The organism is Janibacter sp. Soil728 (assembly GCF_001428305.1).
In the GTDB taxonomy this organism is placed as follows: Bacteria; Actinomycetota; Actinomycetes; order Actinomycetales; family Dermatophilaceae; genus Janibacter.
Window position 1 is genome coordinate 1 of record NZ_LMRZ01000004.1, and the last position, 24951, is coordinate 24951.

Below are 24951 nucleotides of genomic sequence, written 5' to 3' on the forward strand. Positions count from 1 at the left end.
GTGTGCTGGCTCAGGACATCGGAATAGGGTGTCTCGCGACATCGGAATAGGGGTGTCTCGGGTCATCGGCATAGCCGCGGATGGCTCGCGATGCTGAGGGATGTCGAAACGGCGCTTGGTCATCACCGCAGTTCTGTCCGGCCAATCCCAGGCCGAGGTCGCTCGCACCTACGGTGTCTCCCAGGGGTGGATCAGCCGCCTGATGGCCCGATACCGCGACGAGGGCGACGCCGCGTTCGAGCCGCGATCCCGCCGCCCGAAAACCACCCCGAACGCGAACCCAGCAGCCACGGTCGACCTGGTCCTGCAGCTACGCGACCAACTGTCCGCGCAAGGGCTTGACGCCGGAGCCGACACCATCGGCTGGCACCTGCGACACCACCACAAGATCGAGCTGTCCCGGGCCACGATCAACCGGATCCTCGTGCGCGCCGGCAAGGTCACGCCCGAGCCGAAGAAGCGCCCGAAGTCGTCCTACATCCGCTTCGAGGCCGAGCAGCCCAACGAGACCTGGCAGTCCGACTTCACGCACTTCCGCCTCGCCGGTGGCCGCGACGTGGAGATCATCACCTGGCTGGACGACCACTCCCGCTACGCCCTGCACATCAGCGCCCACACGCCAGTGACCGGCCCGATCGTGCTGGCCACCTTCAAGACCACCGTGACCGAGCACGGTTGCCCCGCAAGCACACTGACCGACAACGGGATGGTCTACACCGCCAGGTTCGCCGGCGGCCGCGGTGGGAAGAACGCCCTGGAGACCTACCTGAACAGCCACGGCATCACCCAGAAGAACTCCCGACCAGCCCACCCCACGACCTGCGGCAAGGTCGAACGCTTCCAGCAGACGATGAAGAAATGGCTCCGAGCCCAACCCGAGCAGCCCGCTACCGTCCACGCCCTGCAAGCCCTGCTCGACACCTTCCGCGACGAGTACAACCACCGCCGCCCCCACCGCTCCCTACCGCACCGCGCCACCCCCGCCACGACCTACAACGCCCGCCCCAAAGCCCAGCCGGGAACCACGACCGCAACTCACGACCGCGTACGCAAGGACAAGATCGACACATCCGGCGTCGTCACCCTGCGCCATCACGGCCGACTGCACCACATCGGCATCGGCCGGACCCACGCCGGAACCTACGTCCTGCTCCTGGTCCAAGACCTGCACATCCGAGTCATCAACGCCGCCACCGGAGAACTCCTGCGCGAGCTCACCCTCGACCCCACCCGCGACTACCAACCCACCGGTCGACCCCCCGGCCCACAAAAGCAATAGCCGGACCTACATTTCTGTAGGTCCGGCTATTCCGATGTCCTGAGACATCACATGGAGCCGCCTGTCGGAATCGAACCGACGACCTTCTCATTACATATGTCTATTGCGTCTCCTTCGGGNCTACCAACCCACCGGTCGACCCCCCGGCCCACAAAAGCAATAGCCGGACCTACATTTCTGTAGGTCCGGCTATTCCGATGTCCTGAGACATCACATGGAGCCGCCTGTCGGAATCGAACCGACGACCTTCTCATTACGAGCACGAAGGGTGCGCAGTGCGGCCCGATTGCGGGCAGTGCAGTCGGTGCGTTTCGTGAGTTCTACACCCCGTTGTGCGCCGAGGGGGTACCACGGGGGTACCAACTCCCGCGGAGGTCCATCGCCCCGATAGCGGAGCAGAGAAGAGCTCGTAGAGGTTCGGTCAAGGCCCCCTTCTTCGCGATGCCGCCCACCGCATGTTCGGGAGGACATACCTGGACCATGCAACCGAGCTGGGCCTTGACCGGTTCTCGAAGAGGTCGGATCGTCGCCCGCCGGGGAGATGGATCGGACGAGAGTCGCACCCCCACCTGCGCCGCCGACAAGCGTGCGTAGGTGGGGGTGCGCGTAGGGCGAGGAACGAGCCCGGAGCGCGGGGGTCCCTACCGGAGCGCGCGCCGGAGGCGTGCGCGCGGGCCGAAGGCCCGCCTTGAGTCAGTAGGGAAAGTCATCACACCAGGTGCTGGAGGGCGGGTTCTGGTGACGCCGCGTCGTCGGACGAACTACAAGAGTGCGAAGGGTTCCAATTCACCCCCCGAAGGGTGGTGGTTCGCTCTACGTGTGTTGAACCGAGGTGCATGCTCGCTCTCGTACTGCGGTCGTCTCCAGCTGGATGGTGGCATGCTCGAAGGAAACGGGAAAGTGCTCCTTCACACACGAAATGAGCTGCTCCAGAATCTGTGGTGCGTGGCCCGATTCGAAGCACTCGTCATCTATCACGACGTGCGCGGAGATGACGGGCAGGCCAGTGCCGATCGTGGAGGCGTGCAGGTCGTGGACCTCGCGAACATGCTCCAGCTCAAGGATGTGTGTCCGCACGGCGTCCAGGTCGACGTCCTTCGGGGTGAACTCCATCAGCACCCGCACGGTCTCGCGCAAGAGCTTGTATGCGCGGGGGAGGATTAGGGCCGCGATGAACAGCCCGGCGATGGTGTCCGCTCGTTGGAACCCTGTGGTGGCGATCACGATGGCGGCCACGATCACCCCGAGGGACCCCAAGGCGTCGTTGAGCACTTCGAGGAATGCCGCGCGCATGTTGAAGTTCGCGTCGCGACTGGAGGACAGGACCGCCATCGCGCCGATGTTGGCTATAAGTCCGATGATGCCGAAGAGCAGCAGTTCCCTGGCTTGGACCTGCGTGGGCTCAACCAGTCGGCGGACCCCTTCGATGGCCGCGTAAGAACCCACCAGCAGCAGCAACGCCGCTTGGCCCAGTGCAGCGACGATCTCGATGCGCGCAAAACCCCACGTGCGCTGGCTGCTGGGGGGCCGCAGCATCATGGTGGCTGCGATAACCGCGACCAGCAGGCCGGTGGAGTCCGATAGAGCGTGGGCAGTGTCCGTCAGCAGCGCCAGGCTGCCGGTGATGACGCTTCCGATCGCCTGCGCGATGACGATGAACGAGGTGATGCCAAAGGCAATCAGAAGGCGGTTGCGCAAGCCACTGCCCGCTTGCCCATGTGTCGGGCGGTGGTGGTGGTCGGATCCCATCAGACCTCCTCGGTCGTAAGTTGGTCGTGGTCACGGTGCTCGCGCAGGGACAACGACGCGCCCGACGCTGCCAGTAGCGCATCCGCGCTTTCGAACAGGGCACACAGTCGGGACGAATCGGTTAACGAGAACCACGACGCGCGGCCCTCGGTCCGCACCCTCACCAGCCCACAGTCCCGCAGGCACGCCAAGTGCTTGCTCACCGTCGACTGAGCAAGGTGCATGTGGTCGACCAAGTCGCGGACCCGATGCTCCCCACTGGAGAGGTGCTTCAGGAGCGCCAGGCGCGTCGGCTCGGCCAAGGCATGGAACAAGGCAGCGCAGGCGTCAGACACCTCCATCGCGACTGGATCTTCATGCTGGCTATTGATCGTCATAGAGCGATGCTACCGTCGCGGAGCGATCAATTGGCGCCCAGTACCCCGGCTGGCATACAGGTCAGTCGTCAATGTATGGTCACTGGATGCTGACTAGTGCCGCTCGACTGGACGTGCTCAATCGTTTGGGTAGAGCGATGGCGGATCCGACTCGAGCGCGGATCTTGGTGTCGTTGTTGCAGGACGCGAGTTATCCAGCGCAGTTGGCTAAGGATCTAGGACTGAGCCGCACGAACGTCTCGAATCATCTGGCCTGTCTGCGCGGCTGCGGGATCGTGACCACCGCACCGGAGGGACGTCGCACCCGGTACGAGATCGCCGACGCGCATCTGACTCGGGCGTTGGAGACCTTGATGGACGTGGTCTTGGCGGTCGACGACGGCGTCCCCTGCATGGATGCGGACTGCGATGTACCGCTGTGCTGCGGGGCCACGCCTCCACTCATCCTCGAAGAGACGAATGAGGTTGCGCGATGAGCGATGCGTGCTGTGGAGACTCTGACGAGACGGCACCCGATGACCTGGTGCCGTGGTGGCGCGATCGGGGCCTGGCCTTGCCGGCCATCGCGGGCGTTTTCTGGCTGAGTGGCTTGCTCCTGGAGTTCGCCGGCGCCGAGGTCCCCGCCGTGGTCATCTACGCGGTCGGTGTGGCGGCCGGGGCCTGGACGTTCGCCCCGAGCGCGGTGCGCCGCCTGGTCACGGGGCGGGGGAGTGGCCGGCTGGGTGTGGGCCTGTTGATGACGATCGCCGGCACCGGCGCTGTGCTTCTAGGGCACGTGGGTGAGGCTGCTGCTTTGGCCTTCCTGTTCTCGATTGCCGAGGCACTTGAGGACCGCGCTATGGACCGGGCCCGTCACGGGCTGCGGGCGTTGTTGTCCCTGATCCCGGAGACCGCGGTGGTCTCGCGTCCGGGACGTGACGAGCGGATCCCGGCTGATCAGGTCCGGCGGGGCGATGTCCTCGTCGTCGGCGCTGGCGATCGGGTGAGTACGGACGGCGTGGTCGAGGTTGGTCATTCGTGGATGGACACCTCTGCGATCACTGGAGAGTCGATCCCCGTCGAGGTCGCACCCGGCGTCGAGATCGCGGCCGGATCGGTCAACACCTCGGGCACGTTGCGCATCACAGCAGTCGCCGATGGGCGCGACAACTCCCTGACTCAGATGGTCGAGCTCGTCGAGCAGGCGCACGCGGACAAGGGCGAGCGTGCGCGCCTGGCTGACCGCATCGCCCAACCACTCGTCCCGTTGGTGCTGCTGGCCGCTGCTCTGGTTGCGGCGTACGGGTTCGTGGTGGGCGACCCACAGACGTGGATCGAGCGTGCGCTGGTGGTGCTGGTCGCGGCCTCACCCTGTGCGTTGGCGATCGCGGTCCCGGTCACGGTGATCTCAGCGATCGGCTCGGCCAGCAAGTTCGGGGTGATCATCAAGTCGGGAGCAGCTTTCGAGCAGCTCGGGACGATCCGCACGGTCGCCTTCGACAAGACAGGCACCCTGACTCGCAACGAGCCCCGGGTGGTGGCCACTCAGGCGGCCAAGGGTCACACCGACGCGGAGGTGCTCTCCTTGGCCGCGGCTCTGGAGGCCACCAGCACCCACCCCCTGGCGGCGGCGGTGGTCGCTGCCTCACCAGATCATCCTGCGGCGAGCGATGTCCATGAGCACGCCGGGCACGGTGTCACCGGGTTGGTGGAGGGACGCCGGGTACGCGTTGGCAGCCCCCGCTGGGTCGCCCCGAACGACCTGAGCAAGCAGGCCGACGCCATGGCCAGCCAAGGTATGAGCCTCATAGTGGTCGAGGTCAACGATCAAGCGTGCGGCGTGATCGGCATCCGCGACGAGCTGCGCCCTGAAGCAGCCCAGGCCGTCTCCGCCTTGCACCAGCAGGGCGTGTCCACCGTGATGCTTACCGGTGACAACACTCGCACCGCGCAGGCCATCGCTAGTGAAGCCGGCATCCGAGAGGTTCACGCGGAGACCCTGCCCCAGGACAAGGCCGACCACATCCGTGCCTCGATGGCCACGGCCCCGACGGCGATGATCGGCGACGGCATCAACGACGCGCCCGCGCTGGCCACGGCCACCGTCGGTATCGCGATGGGTGCCAGTGGTTCCGCCGCCGCAGTCGAGTCCGCAGACGTCGCCTTCACCGGCCACGACCTGCGGCTGCTGCCACAAGCCCTCGCACATGCCCGCCGCGGACGAGCGATCATGACCCAGAACGTCGTCCTGTCCGTGGCCCTGATCGCGGTCCTCTTCCCGCTCGCCCTGTTCGGCGTGCTGGGTTTGGCTGCGGTCGTGCTGGTCCACGAGGTCGCGGAGGTCATCGTCATCGCCAACGGTTTGCGAGCTATCCGCACCCAGCGCCATTCCCAGCCTGTGGCCAGAAACGATGACTACTCTGCGCGCCAGCAGCGCCCTTCGATGATTGGATCCCGATGAGCAAGAGCCTGAAACTGTCCATGGCCATGATCGTGGCGGTTCTGGTGGCGTTGGTGGCTGCGGTGACGTTCAGCCGGGCCGGCGAAGAGCCGGCACCCACGGGGTCCGGAAGCGGGGCGTCCGCGCCCTTGGTCCGCGATGACAGCCCCCGCCTGACCTCCGGCAAGAAGGCAGTGTTCGTGGAGTACCTCGACTTCGAGTGCGAGGCCTGCGGCGCAGCCCACCCCGTCATGACAGACCTGCGAGAGAAATACGGCAAAGACGTGACCTTCGTGGTGCGCTACCTCCCCCTCCACGGAAACTCGATGAACGCGGCGCTAGCTGCCGAGGCCGCCCGTGAACAGGGCAAGTTCGAGGAGATGCACGACAAGCTCTTCGAGACGCAGGCCGAGTGGAGCCACTCTGAGTCGTCCAAGGAGAAGACCTTCGAGGGATATGCCCAGGAGCTGGGGCTGGACATGAAGCAGTACCGCGCCAGCCTGAAGGACCCCGCCGCCGCGCAGCGCATTGAGCAGAGCACGAAGGACGCCCAGACACTGGGCGTCACCGGCACACCCACCTTCTTCCTCGACGGCAAAAAGATCGAGCCGACCACCATCGCCGACTTCGAGACCAAGCTTGATGCCGCAATCGAAGACTGAGCCGACCGTCGTCACCCCGGCGACTGCGGTCAACGCACGTGGACTGGGCTGGCTGTACCTCGTCGGTGGCCTGATCGGGCTGCTCTGCGCCGTCGTGCTACTCGTGGAGAAGATCGAGCTACTCAAGAACCCGGACTACGTCCCCTCCTGCAGCATCAACCCGATCCTGTCCTGCGGCTCGGTCATGGTCACCCCGCAGGCAGACGCCTTCGGTATCCCCAACCCGCTCATCGGAGTCGCCGGGTTCGCGGCCCTTGCCATGCTTGGAGCAGTCCTGGTCAGTGCCACGAGCCTTCGTGCATGGTTGTGGGTGGCGGCCCAGGCAGCGGTAACCCTCGCGGTGATGTTCATCCACTGGCTGATCTTCCAGAGCCTGTACGTCATCGGAGCCCTGTGTCCCTATTGCATGGTCGTGTGGGTCGTGACCATCGCCGTCTTCTGGCACACCACCATCCACAACCTCCAGCGTTGGCGAGCCACCACAGTTCGGCACGTTCCCCGGGTGGTAGCAATGCTCATCGAGTACCGCGCAGCAGCCCTGACCGCCTGGTACCTCGTGATCATCGTGCTCATCGCTATCAGGTTCTGGGACTACTGGGTCACGCTCCTGTGATTACTGACCCGTGGACCGAATCGCAATCACGCCGAGAGGCCGAGCTGCATCCTCCAGCCACCTCGGCACTGACGAACGACGACCCCGATACCTTGCCGCGCATCCACGCACGCGCGGCGACAACCTCAGGAGCATGAGACCCGAATGACCGCACGCTGTCCCTCCCGCCGAAGTCTCCTCGCCGCGGCCAGTGCCATCGCTGCCACCGGTGGTCTCGCCGCGTGCTCCTCATCCGGCGCCAAGGACGAGCAAGACCTCGGCTATCGATCCGGGGACGGCAGCGTGACCGCTTTCGACGAGACCCAGCGGGGCAAACCGGTTGAACTCGCTGGTAAAACGCTTGACGGCCAGACGTGGGACAGCGCCGATCACCGCGGCCAGGTCGTCGTCGTCAACGTCTGGGCCAGCTGGTGCGGACCCTGCGCCAAAGAGGCCCCACACCTCGTCGCGCTCAACAAGGAGTTGAAGGGCGATGACGTGCAGATCGTCGGGATCAACTTCCGAGAGTCCTCCGTAGCGACCGGCAGAGCACAAGCCAAGACGTGGGGCTTCACGTGGCCCTCGATCTACGACAAGTCCGGCACCACCTCGATCGCCATGCAAGGCAAGATGACCACCCAGCCCTCCACCGCTGTCCTCGACCGCCAGGGTCGTATCGCTGCGGTTGTCCTCGGAGCGACCACGCAGTCGACCCTGCGAGGCTTGATCGAGGACACCCTTGCCGAGGGGGACCGATGATCGTCGCTTTCACGACCGGGCTCAGTGACCAGGTCGCCAGCGGGGCTCTGCCTCTTGCGGCGCTCGTCGCAGCCCTCGCGGGGCTCGTCTCCTTCGCCACGCCCTGCGTGCTGCCCCTCGTGCCGGGCTATCTCGGCTATGTTACCGGCCTGTCCGACGTGGCACTGGAGAGGCGCAGCCGCGGCCGGATGGTGGTGGGCGCGCTGCTGTTCATCCTCGGCTTCACCCTCGTTTTCGTTCTTGCCTCGATGTTCGTGGCCAGCGCCGGCCGCGCGCTCGTTGAGCACCGAGAGCTGCTGATGCGCATCGGTGGCGTAGTGGTGATTCTCATGGCCCTTGTCTTCCTCGGCGCCGGTTCGCAGCGGACCTTCCGACTGCCGATCAAGCCCGCCACCGGCTTGGCCGGGGCGCCTGTCCTCGGGGCCGTGTTCGGTCTGGGCTGGGCGCCCTGCATGGGTCCGACACTCGCCGCGGTCCTCGCGCTCAACCTCGCCGGCGACGCATCGATCACCCGAGCTGTCGTTCTTGCCGTGGCCTACTGCCTCGGGCTGGGACTGCCCTTCATCCTCATCGCCGCGGCCTACGAGCGCTGGGCACCGGTCTCGTCGTGGCTGCAACGACACCAGCGCGCGATCCAGGTGGTCGGCGCAACCCTGCTGATCATCGTCGGGACACTCCTGCTCACCGGCGGCTGGGACGCAATCACCCAGTGGCTACAGATCCGCCTGATCAGCGACGTGCAGGTACTCATCTGATGGCGATCGGCACAAGACCCCCCGGGGCGATCAAAGTGGGGCCCGCGAGCTAGCCCGAGCAGTTCGGCTTCATCAGGCTATTCCTGCCGACGGGGGCGATCGACTCTCAGCTGGGGCCCGTCTCGGTCTTCCCAGACAGGCGGCGCCTGCCGTCGCGCTCAGCCTCTACACCGGTGAGTTCACCCGAACTGGCGTCCGCAGTCCGGTTTCACCCTCGACACCGAGTCCATGGACAAGGTCGAGACCACCGTGGCGGGGTCGTGGCGTGGTCTTTTGCGGCGCAGGCACGCGGCGCATCTTCGCCTGAAGACCACGATCGACACCGCACAGCGTTTCTCTTCCGCTTTGGGTTGACTGGTTGGTTCATCAAATACTGTATAGTTCACTAGATGCTGACCATTACTTCTCGACTGGACGTGATGCATCGTCTGGGCCGCGCGCTGGCCGACCCGACCAGATCCCGGATCCTCCTGACCCTGCTCGACAGCCCGGCCTACCCGGCAGAGCTGGCCCGGGACCTGGACCTGACTCGCTCGAACGTGTCCAACCACTTGGCCTGCCTGCGCGACTGCGGCATCGTGATTGCCGAGCACGAGGGCCGCAGGACGCGCTATGAAATCGTCGACTCACATCTCGCACAGGCACTGGCGGCGCTGGTCGACGTCACCCTGGCTGTCGACGAAAGCGCCCCATGCGTCGAGCCGGGCTGCTTGGTCCCGGGCTGCTGCGCAGGAGAGGTGGACGCCTGATGCTCACCACGACACTCCAGGCCATCGGCCTGTTCATGGCCACCAACATCGACGACATCATCGTGCTGTCGCTTTTCTTCGCTCGAGGAGCGGGCCAGCGCGGTACCACTACCCGCATCCTGGTCGGCCAGTACCTCGGATTCGCCGGCATTCTCGGCGCGGCAGTGCTGGTGACCATTGGGGCCGGCGCCTTCCTGCCCTCCGGGGCCATTCCCTACTTCGGGCTTATCCCTCTGGTCCTCGGGCTATGGGCTGCATGGAACGCCTGGCGCGGCGGTGATGATGATGACGACGCGAAGGTCGCTGGTAAGAAGATCGGCGCGTGGACCGTCGCCGGTGTCACCTTCGCCAACGGCGGAGACAACATCGGCGTCTACACCCCCGTCTTCCTCAGCGTGGACCCCCTAGCGGTCGTCGCCTACTGCATCGTCTTCCTCGCGCTGGTCGCCGTTTTGGTCGCACTCGCCAAATTCGTCGCCACCCGCCCACCGATCGCTGAAATTCTGGAACGCTGGGAACACATCCTGTTCCCGGTCGTCCTGATCGGCCTCGGCATCGTCATCCTCGTCACCGGCGGAGCGTTTGGTCTCTAGCTGCGAGAAGGCCGGTTAGGTCCGTGACGTTCTCGTAGGGGATCGTCACCGCGGTGCCCTCGGCTCAGTGGCATCCGAGTCTGAGCCGCGCTGAGGGGTTGCGATGGGGATAGAAAGAGAGGGGAACCCACTCACAAGAGTGGTGGACTCGATAGTGGTGATGGTCATAACACCGACGAACTTTGTCGTGCGACTGCCGTGCGAGTCACCACACGGCAAGACCCGCGCCAACGCCTTGTGCGCCGATTCCGAGGTGCAGTCCTCACCGCCTGGTACCTCGTGATCCTCGGCCTCATCGCACAGCGCTTCTGGACGTACTGGAGTGCGCTGGTCTGACGGTCTTACGCCTGAAGCCCACGGCTCGTTGTCATGGAAGGATGTGAAGATGCGCATTGATCTGCTGGTGGTGCCGGACTGCCCCAATGAACAGCCGGCCCTGGCCCTGCTACGCGAATGCCTGAGTGAAATGGGCCTGAGTGGCGTCGGTGTTCATGTCACGACGATCGACAACCAAGCAGAGGCCGAGCGGCGTGGGTTCGTCGGGTCTCCGACCATCTTGATCGATGGTGTCGACCCCTTCGCCGTCCCCGGTGCGGCCGCGGCCCTCGCGTGCCGCATGTACCCAGGTGGGCAATTGGTTCCCGACGAGCGGAAGTTGCGGCTAGCGCTGGAAGACGCACTTTAGCTCGCGGCCGATTCACCTTGGAAGCGATTTTGGGGCCCTTGAGTCCTGGTCCACTCCATGCTGAGTCGGGCGTCCGCGGGGACCGACGCAGACCACGCGCTTGCCCTGTGGGGCTGCATGGTTGTACCGCACGTGGACACGCTCTTGAATGATCTCTTCTGACGTGACCGACTGCTGGGCCGGGTTCGCGTACCCGAGGTGACCCTGTGGATAGCCGTCTGCGGCGGTCGCCCGCCTGTGATGTCCTGAGTTTGCGGGCAGGGCTTCGCACAACATCGGACCCGTCTGGCCGTGAAAGATGCGTAGTGCACTGTGCGCTGCGTACTATGGACGTGTGGCGCAGGGTCCAGCAACTGATCAGGAAGAGGAGTGGTTGTCATGGTGGGTTTCAACGTTTCGTCTCGGGTCGCTGTGGTGTCGGCTGACATCGTCAACACCGACGGGTTGAAGGGTGAGCTCTTCGGCCTGTTGGGGATCGGGATCATCGCGGTGGGCCTGGTGGCCCTGTTCGCCTTCGGGACGAAGAAGTCCGGCGTGCGCGACTTGCTGTCGACGCTCGGGGGCGTCTTGATCGTCTTCCTCATCGTCGGTCTGGCCGGCCTTGTGGGCACCGCCACGGGCCGCGACATGGTCTCAGCCATCTTCAACTTCTGAGGTGGGGTGCCGTGCGACTGACGACGGACGACCGCGTCTGGAGGTTTCAGGGGCGTTTGGTCGAGGTGGACGGGATCGAGATTCCTATGCATCCGCGGTACGTGGCCGTGTTCATCTTCCTGGCACTCGCTCCGCTACTGGCGCTGCTGTTCTCGCCTCTGGGGTGGTTCCTCGCGGGTGCCTCTGGAGCGGTATTTGGCGGGATCGGCTCCTGGGTCCTTGCCGACTTCGTCACCGGTGAAGTGCCGTTCGGCGCGTGGCTGCGGATCATCCGATCCGAGGTAGACGCGCGGCGACGGTTCCGCCGAGACCGACTCGACCACGACTCGAAGGTGGGTGACCTCAAGTGATCTTTGAGAAGCCGAAGAAGTCCGGGTCGAAGGGCCGCGGCCTGGACGTGTCCGTCCCGAAGTCTTACGACTGGCAGCTGACCGGGATCTCGGGTCACGTCACGACGGCGAAGGGCGAAGTGCGCGCCTGGTACGTCCTGCGTGAGGTGGACTGGGAGTTCCTGTCCACCGACCAGCGCGAAGGGCACATCTACAACGCTGCACGAGTCCTGACGGGTCTGGCCGGCCGCAGTGTGCACGAGCGGGTGTCATCGATGCCCTTCGCCGCGTCGATGTGGGCCGCGGCCTTGGACGCCAGGACATCGTCCCCGGTCAACGATGCCGCGTGGCGCGAGTACCTCGCTGGAGGACAACGGGCGCTGGCTTCGCGATCCTTGTCGGCGACGCCGGTCATGTGGGGTGTGTCTGTCGGCAACGAGTCCACCGTCGCCCAGATGCTCGCGAGCCTCCGCCGTGGTGACCGCGCGGGGCGTGCCGCGTCTCGTCTGAGTGCTGATATCGAGAATCTGGACGCGCTGATGGAGTCCATCGGTCGGCCAGCCACCCAGCGGGAAGTGGAGTGGCTGGTGTCGAGGTCCCGTGGTCTCGGCCTTCCCAATCCGTCGCCGTCGTGGGCGGCGGGCGCTGAGCCGGTGGACGTCTTCGATCTGGCAGGCGTGATGGACCAGGTCGAGGTTCACCCGGGTCCGATCGGGGCGCGCACGGTGCGACTGGTCGGCTCGCCAGACCGGTCTCGGACCGTTGACCCGGTCGAGACGCACGTGGCGGTGCTGTCGATGGCCAGGATGGAAGACCGGTCAATCCCGGAAACCTCCCCACCGTGGGCGGCCTACGCGCGACGCTTTGGCGGGTTCGAGATGTCGGCCCACTTCCTCGTGCGTGGCGGAGCTGCTGCAGCCAAGGACGTGGAGAAGCGGCTGCAGCTCATCCACGATCAGAAGGACCAGTTCCAGCGCGTCGACTCGCGGATGGAGCCGCCCATGCTCGGGCAGGCACACCGAGCCGCACGGGCGATGAAGCACGAGATGGAAGAGGGTTACGGCACCGAGTCCACTCGTGTCTACGCCTATGTCCGGTTCGCTGTCGCCGCTCCTACCAGCAAGGCTGCCCTGGAGCGGGCACAAGGGCTGGTCAAGCACTACGAGGCCGAGCGGATCGACCTGAAGTACATGCGCAACGTCGAGGGCGCGTACCGAGAGTTCGTGCCCGGCGAGGGCATTTCCACGACCGCCCACCTTCGGCACATGCCGGTCGCGACCTACGCGGCTGGCCTGCCGAACGTGTCCAGTCGCCTGGGCGATCGCGAAGGGCACCTCATCGGGTCAACGGTCGGTGCTGGCGGTCACCCGTTCATCTGGGACATGCATCAGGGCATGGAGCGCTCGTCCCGCTCGGGGCTGACGCCGCTGGTCTCCGGGCTCGGTGGCGGCAAGTCCACGCTCATGGGGCTCCTTTCGGCACTGGAGACGCTGAGCAATGTGTCCACAACGGTCTTCGATCCGTCCGGGCCGCTGGCACGCATCACGAAGTGGGAGCCCATCGCGCACGTCTCCAGCGCGCTGAATCTCTTGGACGCGGCTGAGGGGACCTTGTCTCCCTTCGGCGTGGTCGTGGATCCGACGGTGGAGTCGGTCGAGGCAGACGATGCGGTGCAGGAGAAGCTGCGGACTCTGGCCACGCCGCGGGATCGGACCGAGTACTTACAGCAGAAATGGTGGGACGCGCGGCAGGTGGCTCGTATGGAGCGCTCGGCGCTGGCTCTGGACGCGATGCGCAGCATCCTTCCTGAGGGCGTGATGTCCGGCCCGATGACCGAGGTCCTGCTCTCGCGTGCCCTGGCGCAGCAGGACAGCAGTCAGTACGCGTCGCTTGCGGACGTCGTGGAACTGCTCGCGGACCGTTCGCTGTTCCCCGAGGACATGGCGCGGACCTTGTACGAGAGCCTGCGGCAGATGATGGAGCACCCGCGGACTCGGCTGTTCTTCAACCGAGGCGCACCGGCGCAGTCCTCGGCCCGGCTGCTCGTCATCACCCTTCCCGGCATGGGTCTGCCGAGGCAGGACGCGGAGCGTTCGTCGTGGTCCGTGGACGAGCGCCTGTCTGTTGCAGTCCTCAACCTCGCCGCCCAGTTCGCGGCGTCGCGAATCTACTCGGGCGGCATGGACGAGCGGAAGTTCGTCGGGCTCGACGAGGCGCACCGTCTGTCGGAGTGGGCATCAGGCCGCAACCTCTTTGCTCGGCTCGAGCGAGACAGCCGGAAGTGGAACGCCCGCATCGTGACCAGTTCGCAGGATCGGCACACAGCCCTGTCGGCGCAGTCGGCCTCCAAGGCCCTCATCAGCGACGCGTTCATCGGGGCCCTGGACGACCAGGACCAGCAGGAGGACGCCCTTCGCCTCATCGGTGTGAAGACCGGTGTCGGTTACGAGCGAACACTGGGAAACCTTCGGTCGCCCGAAGGGACACCCGAGAGCGCCGAGTACCGCGACTTCGTCGCGCGTATCAACGGCAAGGTGGGCCGATTCCGCGTCAACCGGGACGTGTTGCCGGGGCTCTGGGAACTGCTGGACACCCGACCCAAGGGGCAGGATCGCCGGCACCTCGGGGCCGTCGCCAACGAGCTGGAGTGGGTCTGATGCGACACGCGTACCGAATCCTGATCTCGCTGATGGCGGCCGTAGCGGCGGTGCTCCTCGTGGGCGTCTCGCCGGCGTCAGCCGCGCCCGATCCGTTCGGATGCGAGACGGCGCCGGTTGCTGAAGCGCCGACCGACGGTCTGGGTGGCTGGCTGCTGCCTGCTCCCAAGACTGCTCCAAGCGAGGTGGACCCGACGTCGGGGGCGAGCCTGCTGCAGAACCATGGGGTCGCCGGCCTGTCGTGGTTCTCCTTCGATGACGACTGCGATTTCGGCACGGGCGATGTAACCGAGAAGCCGGGGGAGGCGATGGACGGGATCGCTTCGTCGGTCTTCCTTCCCGCGGTGCTGTCGGCCGGCGCGACGGTGTCCGCGGGCAATGCCTTCGGCAACCCCGACTGGCTCGACTTCCTCGACCCGGTTTTGCAGCACACCTCGACGGCCATGGCGCAGTCCTTCGCAGAGCCGTTGATGCCGATGTTCATCCTGCTGGCCGCGCTGTCCGCGCTCGTCTACGCCGCACGGCGTCAGGTGAGCAAGACGCTAAAGGTCCTGGCCTTCGTCCTGATCGGCTTCTGTGTCGTCGGTCTGACGGTGGGGTGGCCGATCAAGGCGGCAAAGGCGACGGACGACACCGTGTCCGCTGTTGTCCTCACCGGTCAGAAGAACATCATCAGTGGCAAGGACGAACCGCCGTCACAAGCCGACCGCGAGCAGCCCGGCGCCGTTTTCGTAGGGCCGCTCTACAAGGCACTCGTGTGGGACGTTTGGCTTCGAGGGCAACTGGGCTCCGACGACTCGGCCGTGGCGCAGAAGTACGGCTACGAGCTCTATGCCTCCCGCACCCTGACCTACGCAGAGAAGGACGCGGTCAACCGCGACCCGAGTGGGGCCGGGAAAGAGATCTACGAGGCCAAAAAGAAGGACTTCAAGAAGGTGGCCGCGAAGATCAAGGACGAAGACCCCAGCGCCTACCAAACCCTGACGAGCTCCAACTTCGGGCAGCGAATGGGGCTGGCCATCGGCGGATCTCTCGTCGCCCCGATGGCGTTCTCCCTCCCGTTCCTCGCCTTCGTCCTGCTCCTGCTGTGCTTCCTGTACTGGCGCTTCACCGTCATCCTGGGGCCGATGCTCGGCGCGGTCATGGTGATGATGCCCTCCGTCGCACGCTCCGTGGCACGCAAACTGGGCGCAGTCGTGCTCAACACCGTGATCTTTGGCCTAGGTGCGGCGGTGTACATCGCGCTGGCCCGCTTCATCACAGAAGCCGACGAGATTCCCTTCGGCTGGCAGTGTCTTTGCGTCGCGGTCTTGACCTTGGTCGGCTGGGTCGTGCTCCACCCAGTGCGGGCGCTGACGCGGTTCACGTCTTTGAACATGCCTGGCGCCGACGGGTCGCAGTCTGGCGGAGTCATCAAGATCGCCAAGACGGTGCTGACCATCGCGGCGGGAACCAAGATCGGTGGCGGTGGCGATGACGACGACGAAGAGGGAGACGAAAAGGAGCGCGAGGAGCCGGAAGAGGGTCGCGGTTCGCCTCCAGGGCAAAAGCACCAGACCCACCAGTGGGGCGACGAACCACTCGAGCAGGAGGAGGACGACGACTCGTCTCGACGGTCTGATGCCGAGAAGGAACCGCACCCCGGCGTGAAGCCGGAGGAACTGCCGACTCACCGCTACTCGGGCAACCCAGACATGCGCGATGGCGATGACCGGGAGAGTGGCGACGGACTTCCTGACGTCGTGATCCAAGTCGACGGCCTCCGGGACGAGGCGCCGGCGGAGGAGTTTGAGGCCGGCCGCGAGGAGAAGGAATCTGCTGACCAAGCGGTGACGCCCGTAGTTTTCATCGAGGACACGTCCGGCGGCCCCTTTGAACAGGCTCCCAATCAGGAAGGGAATGCCTCCCATCCTGTGGCCAGACGCTACGACGAAGGTGCAGAGGTTCACGACGTGCGGGCCAATCCTGACGAGGCCGGGTGGGTCATCTACGACGCAGCGACCAAGACCTTTGTGGCGAGCAACGGCTTGGACGAGGTGCAGCGAGGTGAGATGTCGTGAATGGCCGGAGTCGTCTCGTGAAGGCCGCGCTCATCGTCGCTGCCATGATCGCGGCCGTCGTGGTCACGCGCTTCATCCCGCAGCCCGAGCAGAGAGCGACGGTGTCATACGTCCGGCCTGCCGTCGCGATGAGTTCCACCCCCGCAAGCACTCGTGCAACCCGACCACCTGCGACGTCCGACGCGACCGATGCGCAATGGCAGTCCGTCGCTCGATCGTTCATCAGCCGCTACGGCAATCAGAAGGGGGGACGCGTGGCTTGGTTGAAGCGCCTTCGACCCGTGGTGAGTCAGGCCATGTGGGAGAGCCTGCACACGGTCCGGCTGGCCAACCTCCCAACGGGAACCTTCGGCGTGGGTGAGGTCCTCTCGAGCGCGGAGGTCGGGGGCACGATGCGATTCCCTCTTCGTGGCGGTGAGATCGGTGGCGCGGACGTCACGGTGTCGGTCACCGACGAAGGGCTGTTACGTGTCACCGGCCTCGTTCCGGTGCGGCTCCAGGAGGTGCCGTGATGGACCCGTGGGTGGTTGGGGCTCGCCTCGCGTGGCAGTTCCGTGGGGTGATCAGCGCGGCGTTGGTCGCATTCGCTGTTACCACGTGGCTGTTCCTCATCGTGGTCATGGGGGCGCTGACCGGCGGCTTCTCAGCCAGCAAAGAGTTCGTTGGGGCTTCCTCGATCACTTGTGTCGGTGCTTCGCCGAAGGGGGTCGGACTCACGCAGGAGCAAGCAGGTAACGCCGCCAAGATCTTGGCAGTGGCTCGGCGGCTGAAGATTCCCCCACGAGGGCAGGTCGTCGCGATCGCTACCGCCTTGCAGGAGAGCACGCTCGTCAATCTTGGCCACGGTGACCGGGACAGCCTCGGCCTCTTCCAGCAGCGTCCCAGTCAGGGTTGGGGCTCACCCGCGGAGACTCAGGACGTTGTGAAGTCGACCGAGGCGTTCTTCGGGCGCGCGAAGCACACGAACAACCGTGGGCTCCTCGACGTCAAGGGGTGGCAGACGATGCCGGTCACTGTGGCAGCCCAGACCGTTCAGGGATCGGGCTTCCCCGAGGCCTACGCCAAGCATGAGACCCAATCTGTCGCCATCGTCGAAGCTGCTACTGGCACTTCGGGGCTGTGCGAGCAGGTGTCGCTGGGTGGCGACGGGAAATGGGAGGCGCCGCTGCCGGCTGGTGGCCTCGTGCCAGGCTCACCTTTCGGGATGCGCGTGCACCCGATCACCGGGACGGCTCGCATGCATGAGGGCACGGACTTCGCCGCAGCACAAGGCACGCCGGTGTTCGCGATGAGCAGCGGCAAGGTAACCCATGCGGGACCGATTGGCGGATACGGAAACCTCGTCATCGTCGACCATGGCGGTGGTGTCACGACGCGCTACGCGCACATGAGCCGCGTTGACGTGAAGACAGGACAGCGCGTCAGGGCAGGACAGCAGATCGGTGCCGTGGGAAGTACCGGGCAGTCGACCGGAGCTCACCTCCACCTCGAGGTCCGGGTACGCGAAGAAGCAGTGGACCCTCTGCCGTGGTTGAAAGACAAGGCCCTCGATCTCGATGGAAGGGAAGCCTGATGTGGCCAAGAGTGCGCCTATACGCTGAGCGAATGACGAAGGTTGACCGGACCGACCTGCTCCGCCAAGCGCAAGCAGCTGCTGCTGAGGTCGAGACGCTGGAGGGGGCACTCGCAGTTGCCCTGGAGAAGCGGAACGCCCTCTTCCTGGAGATCGCGGCAACCGGGATGTCGGCCAGCCAGATCAGTCAGACAGTTGGTGGCAAGCTGGGCACGAGTGGGGTCAGGTACGGCATCCTGAAGGCTCGAGAGTCACGCTAAGGAGGCGACAAGGGTGCGCAGTGTCGCGAGATTTCCGGAGCTCCGAGACGACGGAGCCCTGTGGGTTCCGCTCGCACCGCCACCTGCGCCGACCTACCGGCAACTCGACAGAGAATCGAAGGATGTTGTTGGTCTCCCTGCTGTCGTGTCCTACTCCACGGAGTGGCTGCTCAACCTGCGGATTCTCTCGGAGCCGTACGCGGAGCACACTGATAAATCCCGATGGGTTGTGGAGTTGTGTGACGAAGAGGCATGGCACGTGCTCAGACGTCACGGCACGCAGCCTGAAAGTCATGAACTGATCATCGCCTCGGTGAGGTTGGTCTACGTGATTGAGGTCCTGTGACGTACACGCAGGCGGGCGCGGCCAGTCTTGCAATGACGCTGCTCGAAGGTGTCGAGCCGCGCCGCACTCACGTCCGCGGTGTCGGAGAGCTCGCCGAGTCTGCTCACCGCAAGCATCCCGATCTGGTTGCGGTCGGCGTGGTCGCCGCAGCTTGGCTCCACGACGTTGGCTACGCCAGCCTGGCCGTGAAGACTGGTTTTCACCCGTTTGATGGTGCTAATTTTCTTCGAAGTCGAGGCTGGTCACCCCAAGTATGTAACCTCGTGGCTTTTCATACCGGGTCGGAGACCGAAGCGGAGGAGCGTGGGATCGAAAAAGTGTTGATTTCCTTCGAGCGTCCATCTGAACCTGATCTGGACATGCTCACGCTGTTTGACCTTTCTGTTGGACCGGAGGGTCAGTCGCTCAGTCCAAAGGAACGGGTCAATGAGATCTTGCATCGTTATGAGGGGCATGACCCAGTGCATCGGGCCGTGCGTCGCTCGGGTCGCGATTTGATCGAGTCGGCGAATAGGGCCAGAAAGCGATTAGCGCAAGGATGCTAGCGGATAGTCGCTGATCCTTGAAAGTTCACTGCATCGTCTATGCGTTGAAGCATCGACGGATGCACATTGCGTTGGCCCACCTCTTCGCGAGAAAGCCACTCAACAACATCACTCTCACTGCTGGTGCGCGCTTTCCCGCCTACCACGTGCGCGAGAAAGGCAATGGAGAACTGCTGCCGAACTTCGCCGTCGTCGTAGGCCATGACGTGCCGTGGGTTGGTGTAGATTCCGGTCAGTTCGTCCACTTCGACCGTAAATCCCGTCTCCTCGAAGACCTCGCGAACCACTGTCTCTGAGATGCTTTCCCCCAGATCGTGCCCCCCGCCAGGCAGTGCCCATTTATCATTATCAGTCTTGTGAATCATGAGGATAAGCCCAGAGGGATCCCGAACGATTGCAACCACGGAGGGTACTACGCTATTGATCTTGGGCGCATTGACATCATTGATGTAGTCGCGACGGGTCATGGTTCCGCAGTCTAGGGCCCCCGGTCCGATCTGCCACTGGGCGGCACGGGCGATGTTGTCAAGGGGCTGGGTAATCCAACTCCATAGCGAGCGAGGCGGTGGATGGCTGTACCTCTGCGACTCGGATGGGTGCATCCCCCTTGGACAGCCAGGCTGACCATTACGTTACGTCGTTGGGCGGATGACCTTGACAACGGGTCGATTCGACATGGATCAACCACACATCATTCTCGCAGTGGGCATCATTCGAGGCTGCAGGGTTCTGCACGTTGCAGCCTCAGGCGCCTGCTCCTAGACCTGATGCGGTCGAGCGAGATCCCAAGCCCTGCCGAGGCTCGTGAGGTAGTGGTCGAAGAGCCGACCTCCGCTGAGTTTTCGAATGTGCAGCACTGGCGAGTGGCTGGCGGGGGATCCGAGGGCATGGGGGTTGACGAGTGCCACGTCATCGAACCGGAACATCGAGGCGTAGACGGTCACATCGTGCATCCTGGCCTCGATGCCAGGCTGACTGAGGGCCGGCGTCAGGTAATTCCAGGTCAGCCTGCAGCGGGACGCAAGGAGATCCCCGATCCCTTCCTCCTCTCCTCGCGCTGCAACGCTCGGAGAACTCGGATCGCCAAAGAGGAGGCGGACTCTCACCCCTCGTCGAGCGGCGTTCGTGAGATGGTCGCCAAATTCAGGAATTGCGTCGTGGAGGAAACTTCCAGCGAAGGCCCACAAGTCGATCTGGGACGTGGCACATTCGAGAAGGTGCACCCAGGTCTCGATGGGAACGGCGCCACGGTTCGGGTAGAGATGTGCAAGCTCGCTCTCCGTGGCCCTCAAGGCGCGCGGGTCCGAGGCGACGTCTGGCCAAAGGAAGTACTCGTCCTCGCCGAGGACTGAAGCGATCTGCACTCGGTTACGGCGGTGCGGAGTTCTGCCGAGTGTCACCCATCTTTCGACTGACTTCGGGTCGACTCCCAGTCGCTCGGCCAAGTCTACGTAGGTGATGCCTGTGGCGCCGAGGGCGCTGCGTAGTCGTTCGTTTGACATGAGACTCCTTCGCGGACGTATAGGGACGTTTGAAGCATAGCAAAGACGTCCTAGAACGTCCTTCCATGACCTGTCGGCGTCCCTTCGGCTCCTAGTTGTGTAGGAGCAGCGCGAGGCAATGGGCTTCGCCGAGGCAAGGAGAAGGTCATGGCTGTTAGCCGTCGCATGGAGGTTCTGTTCCGATCGGTCTTCCCGAACGGCGCGTACCTGGTCGGAGACGTCGAGCCCGTGCAGGACTACAACGCGGACCAGCGCCCCGACGGAACTCGTCCTCAGCAGGTGGACCCGGACACGGGAGAGCTGATCTGGACGGTCCCGGTCCTCGACGCGGACCCGCGCCATCTCGGGCGCCGAGCTCGGCCACCTCGACGAGACCTNGACGTCGAGCCCGTGCAGGACTACAACGCGGACCAGCGCCCCGACGGAACTCGTCCTCAGCAGGTGGACCCGGACACGGGAGAGCTGATCTGGACGGTTCCGGTCCTCGACGCGGACCCCGAGGCCCGTAAGAACGAGAAGACGATCAACGTCAAGATCATGGCTCGTCAGCAGCCGGTGCCGCCGGCCAACCCCGGTGACCTTCCCTTCGTCCCGGTGGAGTTCGAGGGTCTGACCCTCACGCCGTGGATCGATGACAACGGGGTGCGACCCAAGCTCGCGTGGTCCGTCCGGGCCAAGGCCATGACGGCGCCGGGCAAGTCGTCCAAGAGCACGGCGACGGGTCGCTCGGAGTCGGCGGCTGCGTGATGACTGCTTTGGGTGCGTGGGGTGGCCGTCTGGCTCGTGGGCTGATGCTTGCGGGTCGGGCGGCTGCCCCCGGGGTTTGGCGTCTGGCCGTCGCGTGGGTCGCGTTGGTGGTCCTGGCTGAGCTGGTGGCTGCCGTTCCCGGGCGGGTCGATCAGTTCGACATCCTCCCGGTGGGGCCGTGGGACACGTCGTGGGTCGCACCCTGGGCAGGGTTGCTGCACGCTATGGCAACTCTCGTCGTGTGGCTCCTCGTCGCACTCGTGGTCCTTGTGCTGGCGTTGTCGCTCGTCCTGCGGGACTCGGTCACGGCATGGATCGGTCGGCGGGACGTGCGTCGCTCCTTCGTCGAGGTCGCTCGCTCTGCCGGGCTGTCGGAGCGAGTGGACGACGGCAACGAGTCGCGGTGGATCGATCCTCGGTTGCTTCGGGTGACTTCGCAGGGCGGAGTTGTGACGGCTCGCGTTCGCGCTCGTCGTGGGCAGACGTCCACCGACCTCGTGGCGGGGGCCGAGAAGCTTGCTGCCGGTGTCGGTGCCGCGGCCTTCCGTGCCTCCTCGGTCTCGCCCTCGGTCGCTGATGTGCGGCTGACGATGATGGATGCCTTGGCCGGGTCGTCGACTGCGGCCTTGCCCACGGATCGTCCTCTGGGAGCGGTGCTCGAGCCGGTCGAGGTGGGTCGCGATGAGTCCGGGATGCCGTGGCGGCTTTCGCTGGTCGGCAAGCACACCCTCGTGGCGGGCCGCTCGGGATCGGGCAAGGGGTCGGTCCTTTGGGGTGCTGTCGCTTCGCTCGCCCCGTGGATCGCCCAGGACACGGTTCGGGTGCACGGCGTGGACCTCAAGCGCGGCGTCGAGATCGCGATGGGCGACGGGCTGATGTACCGCACCGCCTACCGGCCCGAGCAGGCACTCGTGGTCCTGCGTGACCTCCTGACGATCATCGACGAGCGAGCCTCGCGCATGGTGGGACTGTCCCGGCTGCACGAGCCCACGCCGGGCGACCCCCTGCACCTCCTCGTCATCGACGAGCTCGCGGCGCTGACCGCATACGCCGACGCGGAGGTGAAGAAGGAAGGGAACCGGCTGCTCGCGGAGATCCTGACCCAAGGGCGGGCCATGGGCGTTGTCGTGGTCGCCTTCGTGCAGGACCCGAAGAAGGAGACCGTCCCGGCGCGTGGCCTCTTCACCCAGACCATCGCCCTTCGTCTGGCATCGGCCGACGAGGTCCGGATGGTGCTCGGTCAAGGCATGGGCGACGAAGCGCCTGCCCACCGGATCCCGGCCGACATGCCCGGGACCGGATACCTCGTCACGGAAGAGGGCTCGGTCGCTCGGGTGCGCGCGCACTACTGGTCGGATGCCCTGATCAAAGCAACGGCCGCGCATTACCCAACCGCCGAACGGTGGATACCGCCGCTGGATCAGATCGCAGCCGCGGGACCCGTCCACCACGTGCAGACCACCCAGACCGAAGGGGGCGAGCCCTCACGACCTCGTGAACGCAGGCCTCGCTCGCCTCGCTCCAAGACGGCAGACAACGAGACGACGAACGTCGTTGCACTGAAAGGAGCTCGTGATGGTGCCCAATGAAAGGTCCGGCGCAGCGAATCGCACGCTGGCAACTCTGAACACCCGAGGGGCATGTGTGGGTCACCCGCACCCCGACTGGTGGTTCCCCGAGCGGGACGAAGACGTGACACACCGGGCTCTGCAGGTGTGCGCCTCGTGCCCGGTCCGCACGTTGTGCAGGGACTACGCCCAGGAGTGGGAAGAGGAAGGGGTGTGGGGTGGCGTCATCGTTCATGCAAGCGATGGGCAGCCCTTGGCCAAGCTTCCCAAGGAGTGGGCCGGCCTGACGCTGCCAGGTCTCGAGCTGGGTGAGACGGCATGAGTTGGATGTTGGCAGTGGCACCCTCGCAGGTGCTCCCCCTTCGCTCGTCAATCGGACGCGGTGCTGCGGTCGCCTGTGACGAGTGCGGAACCGTCTTCGTCCGGCGGGCCGACGCTCGGGTGGTCTTCTCGTCGGCCTCAGACGCCATCGCGGCAGCCACGACCTTCTGCGAGGGATGGTCCTACGTCATCGGCAACGGACGAGACCACCTCGTCTGTATCGACTGCGTGACGTCGCGCGACGCGGTGGGCGATATCTGATGCAGCACCCCGGCCGGAGTCGCCTCTCATGGATCGCCCTTGCCTTCCTACTCCTGGCCGTGGCACGGCTGATCCTGCACGTGGCCGGATGGTTGTCGTGACCGCCACGGCGCAGCTCCAACAAGGTCTGGACGGGCTCACCGAGCGGGCTGCCTCGGCCGTGTATGACCTCACGACTCGTGGGGCCTTGGGCAAGTTCACTGAGGCGGCGAGCCGGGTCGGTTTCTGCCAGAGGCCGATTCGCTTGGCAGGGCGCGCGATGACCGTCGACACCCGCACCGGAGAAGCGACCTCGCACTACTCCTCGGCAGACGCGCCGCTGGGAGTTCTCCTGACCCGCTGCGGCAACCGTCGCGAGTCGGTGTGCACCTCGTGCTCACGGGTCTACGCCAGGGACACCTTCGAGATGATCCGCTGNCGGAGAAGCGACCTCGCACTACTCCTCGGCAGACGCGCCGCTGGGAGTTCTCCTGACCCGCTGCGGCAACCGTCGCGAGTCGGTGTGCACCTCGTGCTCACGGGTCTACGCCAGGGACACCTTCGAGATGATCCGCTGTGGCCTGGAAGGGGGGAAGGGAGTTCCAGAGCGCGTCGCGGAGAACCCTCTCGCCTTCGTCACGGTGACCGCACCGTCCTTTGGCCCGGTGCACTCGACGCGTGGCGGTCGCATGTGCCACCCTCGAGGCAACACGACGTGCCCTCACGGACGGTCCTTGTCGTGCACGAAGACGCACCCGAAGGATGACCCCGCGGTGGGCTCGCCCATCTGCCCGGACTGCTACGACTACCTCGGGCACGTCGTCTGGCAGTACCACGCTCCTGAGCTGTGGCGGCGCGCCATCCAGGACGTCAGCCGCCAACTCGCCGCCCGGCTCGGTGTACCGGTCTCGAAGGTCTCCAAGGTCGTCTCGCGGCAATACGGGCGAACCGCGGAGATGCAGGCCCGAGGTGCCGTGCACTTCCACGCACTCTTTCGCTTGGACGGGCCGCTGGACGAAGGGATCGGGGCAGCGTGCGGCGTGGGTGTGGACGTCATGGTGGAAGCCATCGAGGCGGCCTTCTCGAGAGCCCAAGTCCAGGCACCGCCGACGTTCGAGCACGACCTGACTCGAGTCCTGCGTTGGGGCGAGCAGATCGATATTCGCATCGTGCGGGAGGGAAACCGCACCGACGACCCGGACGCCCCGATCACGGGCGAGCAGGTGGCGGCGTATCTGGCGAAGTACTCCACCAAGGACACCTCCTTGGCGGTGCCTGACGGTGCGCACGTCCACCGGATCAAGCAGACCTGCGCAGAGGTCCACGAAGCGGCCATCCTTCGCGCCGAGAGTCGTCGAGCCGGTGAGGAGGTGGCAGTGCCGGTCGATTCCGAGGGCCGCGATCACTACGTGCTGATCGGCAAGTGGGCCAAGGAGCTCGGCTATCGGGGCCACTACTCGTCAAAGTCGCGGTGCTACAGCGTCACCTATCGGACATTGCGCCGGCGTCGGGCTCGGTTCCAGCAAGTCN

Annotated in this window: 27 protein-coding genes and 1 pseudogene; 24 read left to right on the forward strand and 4 right to left on the reverse strand. The window is 65.2% G+C overall.

Annotated features, from left to right (window positions below):
• The first annotated feature begins 100 nt into the window (after window positions 1-100).
• On the forward strand, window positions 101-1279 hold the full coding sequence (locus tag ASG73_RS06725) for an IS481 family transposase (protein WP_055992837.1): 1179 nt from the start codon (window positions 101-103) through the stop codon (window positions 1277-1279).
• Window positions 1280-2092: 813 nt separating this feature from the next.
• Here ASG73_RS06725 and ASG73_RS06730 read toward each other — a convergent pair.
• Window positions 2093-3028, reverse strand: a complete 936-nt coding sequence (locus ASG73_RS06730) for a cation diffusion facilitator family transporter (RefSeq protein ID WP_055992840.1) — start codon at window positions 3026-3028, stop codon at window positions 2093-2095.
• Complete coding sequence (locus tag ASG73_RS06735) at window positions 3028-3405, reverse strand: ArsR/SmtB family transcription factor (protein WP_055992843.1); 378 nt, start codon at window positions 3403-3405, stop codon at window positions 3028-3030. The genes ASG73_RS06730 and ASG73_RS06735 overlap by 1 nt, the downstream gene beginning before the upstream one ends.
• Window positions 3406-3491: 86 nt before the next feature.
• Between ASG73_RS06735 and cmtR (ASG73_RS06740) the strand changes: the two genes are divergently transcribed.
• The 18 genes from cmtR (ASG73_RS06740) (at window position 3492) to ASG73_RS17490 (ending at window position 19043) form a co-directional block, all read left to right on the forward strand.
• A complete protein-coding gene (gene cmtR / locus ASG73_RS06740; protein ID WP_055994351.1) occupies window positions 3492-3881 on the forward strand; it encodes a Cd(II)/Pb(II)-sensing metalloregulatory transcriptional regulator CmtR in 390 nt (129 codons plus the stop codon).
• On the forward strand, window positions 3878-5845 hold the full coding sequence (locus tag ASG73_RS06745) for a heavy metal translocating P-type ATPase (protein ID WP_055992846.1): 1968 nt from the start codon (window positions 3878-3880) through the stop codon (window positions 5843-5845). Before cmtR (ASG73_RS06740) ends, ASG73_RS06745 begins: the two co-directional genes overlap by 4 nt.
• Window positions 5842-6486 carry a DsbA family protein gene (locus ASG73_RS06750; protein ID WP_055992849.1) on the forward strand — a complete coding sequence of 215 codons (645 nt, stop codon included), beginning with the start codon at window positions 5842-5844 and terminating at the stop codon, window positions 6484-6486. The genes ASG73_RS06745 and ASG73_RS06750 overlap by 4 nt, the downstream gene beginning before the upstream one ends.
• Window positions 6467-7099, forward strand: a complete 633-nt coding sequence (locus ASG73_RS06755; RefSeq protein WP_055992852.1) for a vitamin K epoxide reductase family protein — start codon at window positions 6467-6469, stop codon at window positions 7097-7099. The genes ASG73_RS06750 and ASG73_RS06755 overlap by 20 nt, the downstream gene beginning before the upstream one ends.
• 144 nt (window positions 7100-7243) lie before the next feature.
• On the forward strand, window positions 7244-7837 hold the full coding sequence (locus ASG73_RS06760) for a TlpA disulfide reductase family protein (protein WP_055992855.1): 594 nt from the start codon (window positions 7244-7246) through the stop codon (window positions 7835-7837).
• Window positions 7834-8592 (forward strand): cytochrome c biogenesis CcdA family protein, encoded by a 759-nt coding sequence (locus ASG73_RS06765; RefSeq protein ID WP_055992857.1) that lies wholly within the window; start codon window positions 7834-7836, stop codon window positions 8590-8592. Before ASG73_RS06760 ends, ASG73_RS06765 begins: the two co-directional genes overlap by 4 nt.
• Window positions 8593-8820: 228 nt before the next feature.
• Complete coding sequence (locus tag ASG73_RS18490) at window positions 8821-8946, forward strand: hypothetical protein (RefSeq protein WP_268766353.1); 126 nt, start codon at window positions 8821-8823, stop codon at window positions 8944-8946.
• 35 nt (window positions 8947-8981) lie between these two features.
• The gene (cmtR, locus tag ASG73_RS06770) at window positions 8982-9341 is read left to right on the forward strand and encodes a Cd(II)/Pb(II)-sensing metalloregulatory transcriptional regulator CmtR (RefSeq protein WP_055992860.1); all 360 of its coding nucleotides are present in this window, start codon (window positions 8982-8984) and stop codon (window positions 9339-9341) included.
• Window positions 9338-9934, forward strand: coding sequence for a cadmium resistance transporter (locus ASG73_RS06775; protein WP_055994354.1), 597 nt, complete (start codon window positions 9338-9340; stop codon window positions 9932-9934). Before cmtR (ASG73_RS06770) ends, ASG73_RS06775 begins: the two co-directional genes overlap by 4 nt.
• 385 nt (window positions 9935-10319) lie before the next feature.
• Window positions 10320-10619: a hypothetical protein gene (locus tag ASG73_RS06780; protein WP_055992863.1), complete on the forward strand. Its 300-nt coding sequence runs from the start codon at window positions 10320-10322 to the stop codon at window positions 10617-10619.
• Between the two features lie 414 nt (window positions 10620-11033).
• Complete coding sequence (locus ASG73_RS06785) at window positions 11034-11273, forward strand: hypothetical protein (protein WP_156466180.1); 240 nt, start codon at window positions 11034-11036, stop codon at window positions 11271-11273.
• Window positions 11274-11284: 11 nt separating this feature from the next.
• Entirely contained in the window at window positions 11285-11623 is a 339-nt protein-coding gene (locus tag ASG73_RS06790) for a hypothetical protein (RefSeq protein ID WP_055992869.1), read from the forward strand.
• A complete protein-coding gene (locus tag ASG73_RS06795) occupies window positions 11620-14259 on the forward strand; it encodes an ATP-binding protein (RefSeq protein ID WP_055992872.1) in 2640 nt (879 codons plus the stop codon). Before ASG73_RS06790 ends, ASG73_RS06795 begins: the two co-directional genes overlap by 4 nt.
• The gene (locus ASG73_RS06800; RefSeq protein ID WP_055992874.1) at window positions 14250-16319 is read left to right on the forward strand and encodes a hypothetical protein; all 2070 of its coding nucleotides are present in this window, start codon (window positions 14250-14252) and stop codon (window positions 16317-16319) included. Before ASG73_RS06795 ends, ASG73_RS06800 begins: the two co-directional genes overlap by 10 nt.
• A 17-nt stretch (window positions 16320-16336) precedes the next feature.
• Window positions 16337-16831, forward strand: a complete 495-nt coding sequence (locus tag ASG73_RS06805; protein WP_055992877.1) for a hypothetical protein — start codon at window positions 16337-16339, stop codon at window positions 16829-16831.
• Window positions 16831-17892, forward strand: a complete 1062-nt coding sequence (locus ASG73_RS06810; protein WP_156466181.1) for a M23 family metallopeptidase — start codon at window positions 16831-16833, stop codon at window positions 17890-17892. The genes ASG73_RS06805 and ASG73_RS06810 overlap by 1 nt, the downstream gene beginning before the upstream one ends.
• A 32-nt stretch (window positions 17893-17924) precedes the next feature.
• Window positions 17925-18152 carry a hypothetical protein gene (locus tag ASG73_RS06815; protein ID WP_055992883.1) on the forward strand — a complete coding sequence of 76 codons (228 nt, stop codon included), beginning with the start codon at window positions 17925-17927 and terminating at the stop codon, window positions 18150-18152.
• Window positions 18153-18494: 342 nt separating this feature from the next.
• On the forward strand, window positions 18495-19043 hold the full coding sequence (locus ASG73_RS17490) for an HD domain-containing protein (protein ID WP_082567068.1): 549 nt from the start codon (window positions 18495-18497) through the stop codon (window positions 19041-19043).
• Here the strand turns inward: ASG73_RS17490 and ASG73_RS17495 are convergent.
• Complete coding sequence (locus ASG73_RS17495; RefSeq protein ID WP_082567069.1) at window positions 19040-19510, reverse strand: NUDIX hydrolase; 471 nt, start codon at window positions 19508-19510, stop codon at window positions 19040-19042. The genes ASG73_RS17490 and ASG73_RS17495 overlap by 4 nt on opposite strands.
• Before the next feature lie 291 nt (window positions 19511-19801).
• Window positions 19802-20545 carry a hypothetical protein gene (locus tag ASG73_RS06825; RefSeq protein WP_055992889.1) on the reverse strand — a complete coding sequence of 248 codons (744 nt, stop codon included), beginning with the start codon at window positions 20543-20545 and terminating at the stop codon, window positions 19802-19804.
• A gap of 971 nt (window positions 20546-21516) precedes the next feature.
• On the opposite strand from ASG73_RS06825, the gene ASG73_RS06835 reads away from it, so the two are divergent.
• The 5 genes and pseudogenes from ASG73_RS06835 to ASG73_RS06850 all read left to right on the forward strand — a co-directional run.
• The gene (locus ASG73_RS06835; protein ID WP_055992895.1) at window positions 21517-22881 is read left to right on the forward strand and encodes an FtsK/SpoIIIE domain-containing protein; all 1365 of its coding nucleotides are present in this window, start codon (window positions 21517-21519) and stop codon (window positions 22879-22881) included.
• Window positions 22868-23182 carry a WhiB family transcriptional regulator gene (locus ASG73_RS18620; RefSeq protein ID WP_082567071.1) on the forward strand — a complete coding sequence of 105 codons (315 nt, stop codon included), beginning with the start codon at window positions 22868-22870 and terminating at the stop codon, window positions 23180-23182. Before ASG73_RS06835 ends, ASG73_RS18620 begins: the two co-directional genes overlap by 14 nt.
• A complete protein-coding gene (locus ASG73_RS06845) occupies window positions 23179-23442 on the forward strand; it encodes a hypothetical protein (protein ID WP_082567072.1) in 264 nt (87 codons plus the stop codon). The genes ASG73_RS18620 and ASG73_RS06845 overlap by 4 nt, the downstream gene beginning before the upstream one ends.
• Window positions 23443-23530: 88 nt before the next feature.
• On the forward strand, window positions 23531-23859 hold a 329-nt coding region (locus ASG73_RS18625; protein ID WP_442905342.1), incomplete at its 3' end, for a replication initiator.
• 1 nt (window position 23860) lies between these two features.
• Window positions 23861-24950: pseudogene (locus ASG73_RS06850) on the forward strand (replication initiator); the annotation flags it as partial.
• Window position 24951: the final 1 nt, after the last annotated feature.

Coding starts and splice junctions, on each gene's coding strand:
- ASG73_RS06725 (WP_055992837.1), top strand. CDS start 101: ATGTCGAAACGGCGCTTGGTCATCACCGCAGTTCTGTCCGGCCAATCC.
- ASG73_RS06730 (WP_055992840.1), bottom strand. CDS start 3,028: ATGGGATCCGACCACCACCACCGCCCGACACATGGGCAAGCGGGCAGT.
- ASG73_RS06735 (WP_055992843.1), bottom strand. CDS start 3,405: ATGACGATCAATAGCCAGCATGAAGATCCAGTCGCGATGGAGGTGTCT.
- cmtR (WP_055994351.1), top strand. CDS start 3,492: ATGCTGACTAGTGCCGCTCGACTGGACGTGCTCAATCGTTTGGGTAGA.
- ASG73_RS06745 (WP_055992846.1), top strand. CDS start 3,878: ATGAGCGATGCGTGCTGTGGAGACTCTGACGAGACGGCACCCGATGAC.
- ASG73_RS06750 (WP_055992849.1), top strand. CDS start 5,842: ATGAGCAAGAGCCTGAAACTGTCCATGGCCATGATCGTGGCGGTTCTG.
- ASG73_RS06755 (WP_055992852.1), top strand. CDS start 6,467: ATGCCGCAATCGAAGACTGAGCCGACCGTCGTCACCCCGGCGACTGCG.
- ASG73_RS06760 (WP_055992855.1), top strand. CDS start 7,244: ATGACCGCACGCTGTCCCTCCCGCCGAAGTCTCCTCGCCGCGGCCAGT.
- ASG73_RS06765 (WP_055992857.1), top strand. CDS start 7,834: ATGATCGTCGCTTTCACGACCGGGCTCAGTGACCAGGTCGCCAGCGGG.
- ASG73_RS18490 (WP_268766353.1), top strand. CDS start 8,821: ATGGACAAGGTCGAGACCACCGTGGCGGGGTCGTGGCGTGGTCTTTTG.
- cmtR (WP_055992860.1), top strand. CDS start 8,982: ATGCTGACCATTACTTCTCGACTGGACGTGATGCATCGTCTGGGCCGC.
- ASG73_RS06780 (WP_055992863.1), top strand. CDS start 10,320: ATGCGCATTGATCTGCTGGTGGTGCCGGACTGCCCCAATGAACAGCCG.
- ASG73_RS06810 (WP_156466181.1), top strand. CDS start 16,831: ATGGACCCGTGGGTGGTTGGGGCTCGCCTCGCGTGGCAGTTCCGTGGG.
- ASG73_RS06815 (WP_055992883.1), top strand. CDS start 17,925: ATGACGAAGGTTGACCGGACCGACCTGCTCCGCCAAGCGCAAGCAGCT.
- ASG73_RS17495 (WP_082567069.1), bottom strand. CDS start 19,510: ATGACCCGTCGCGACTACATCAATGATGTCAATGCGCCCAAGATCAAT.
- ASG73_RS06825 (WP_055992889.1), bottom strand. CDS start 20,545: ATGTCAAACGAACGACTACGCAGCGCCCTCGGCGCCACAGGCATCACC.
- ASG73_RS06835 (WP_055992895.1), top strand. CDS start 21,517: ATGGCAACTCTCGTCGTGTGGCTCCTCGTCGCACTCGTGGTCCTTGTG.
- ASG73_RS18620 (WP_082567071.1), top strand. CDS start 22,868: ATGGTGCCCAATGAAAGGTCCGGCGCAGCGAATCGCACGCTGGCAACT.
- ASG73_RS06845 (WP_082567072.1), top strand. CDS start 23,179: ATGAGTTGGATGTTGGCAGTGGCACCCTCGCAGGTGCTCCCCCTTCGC.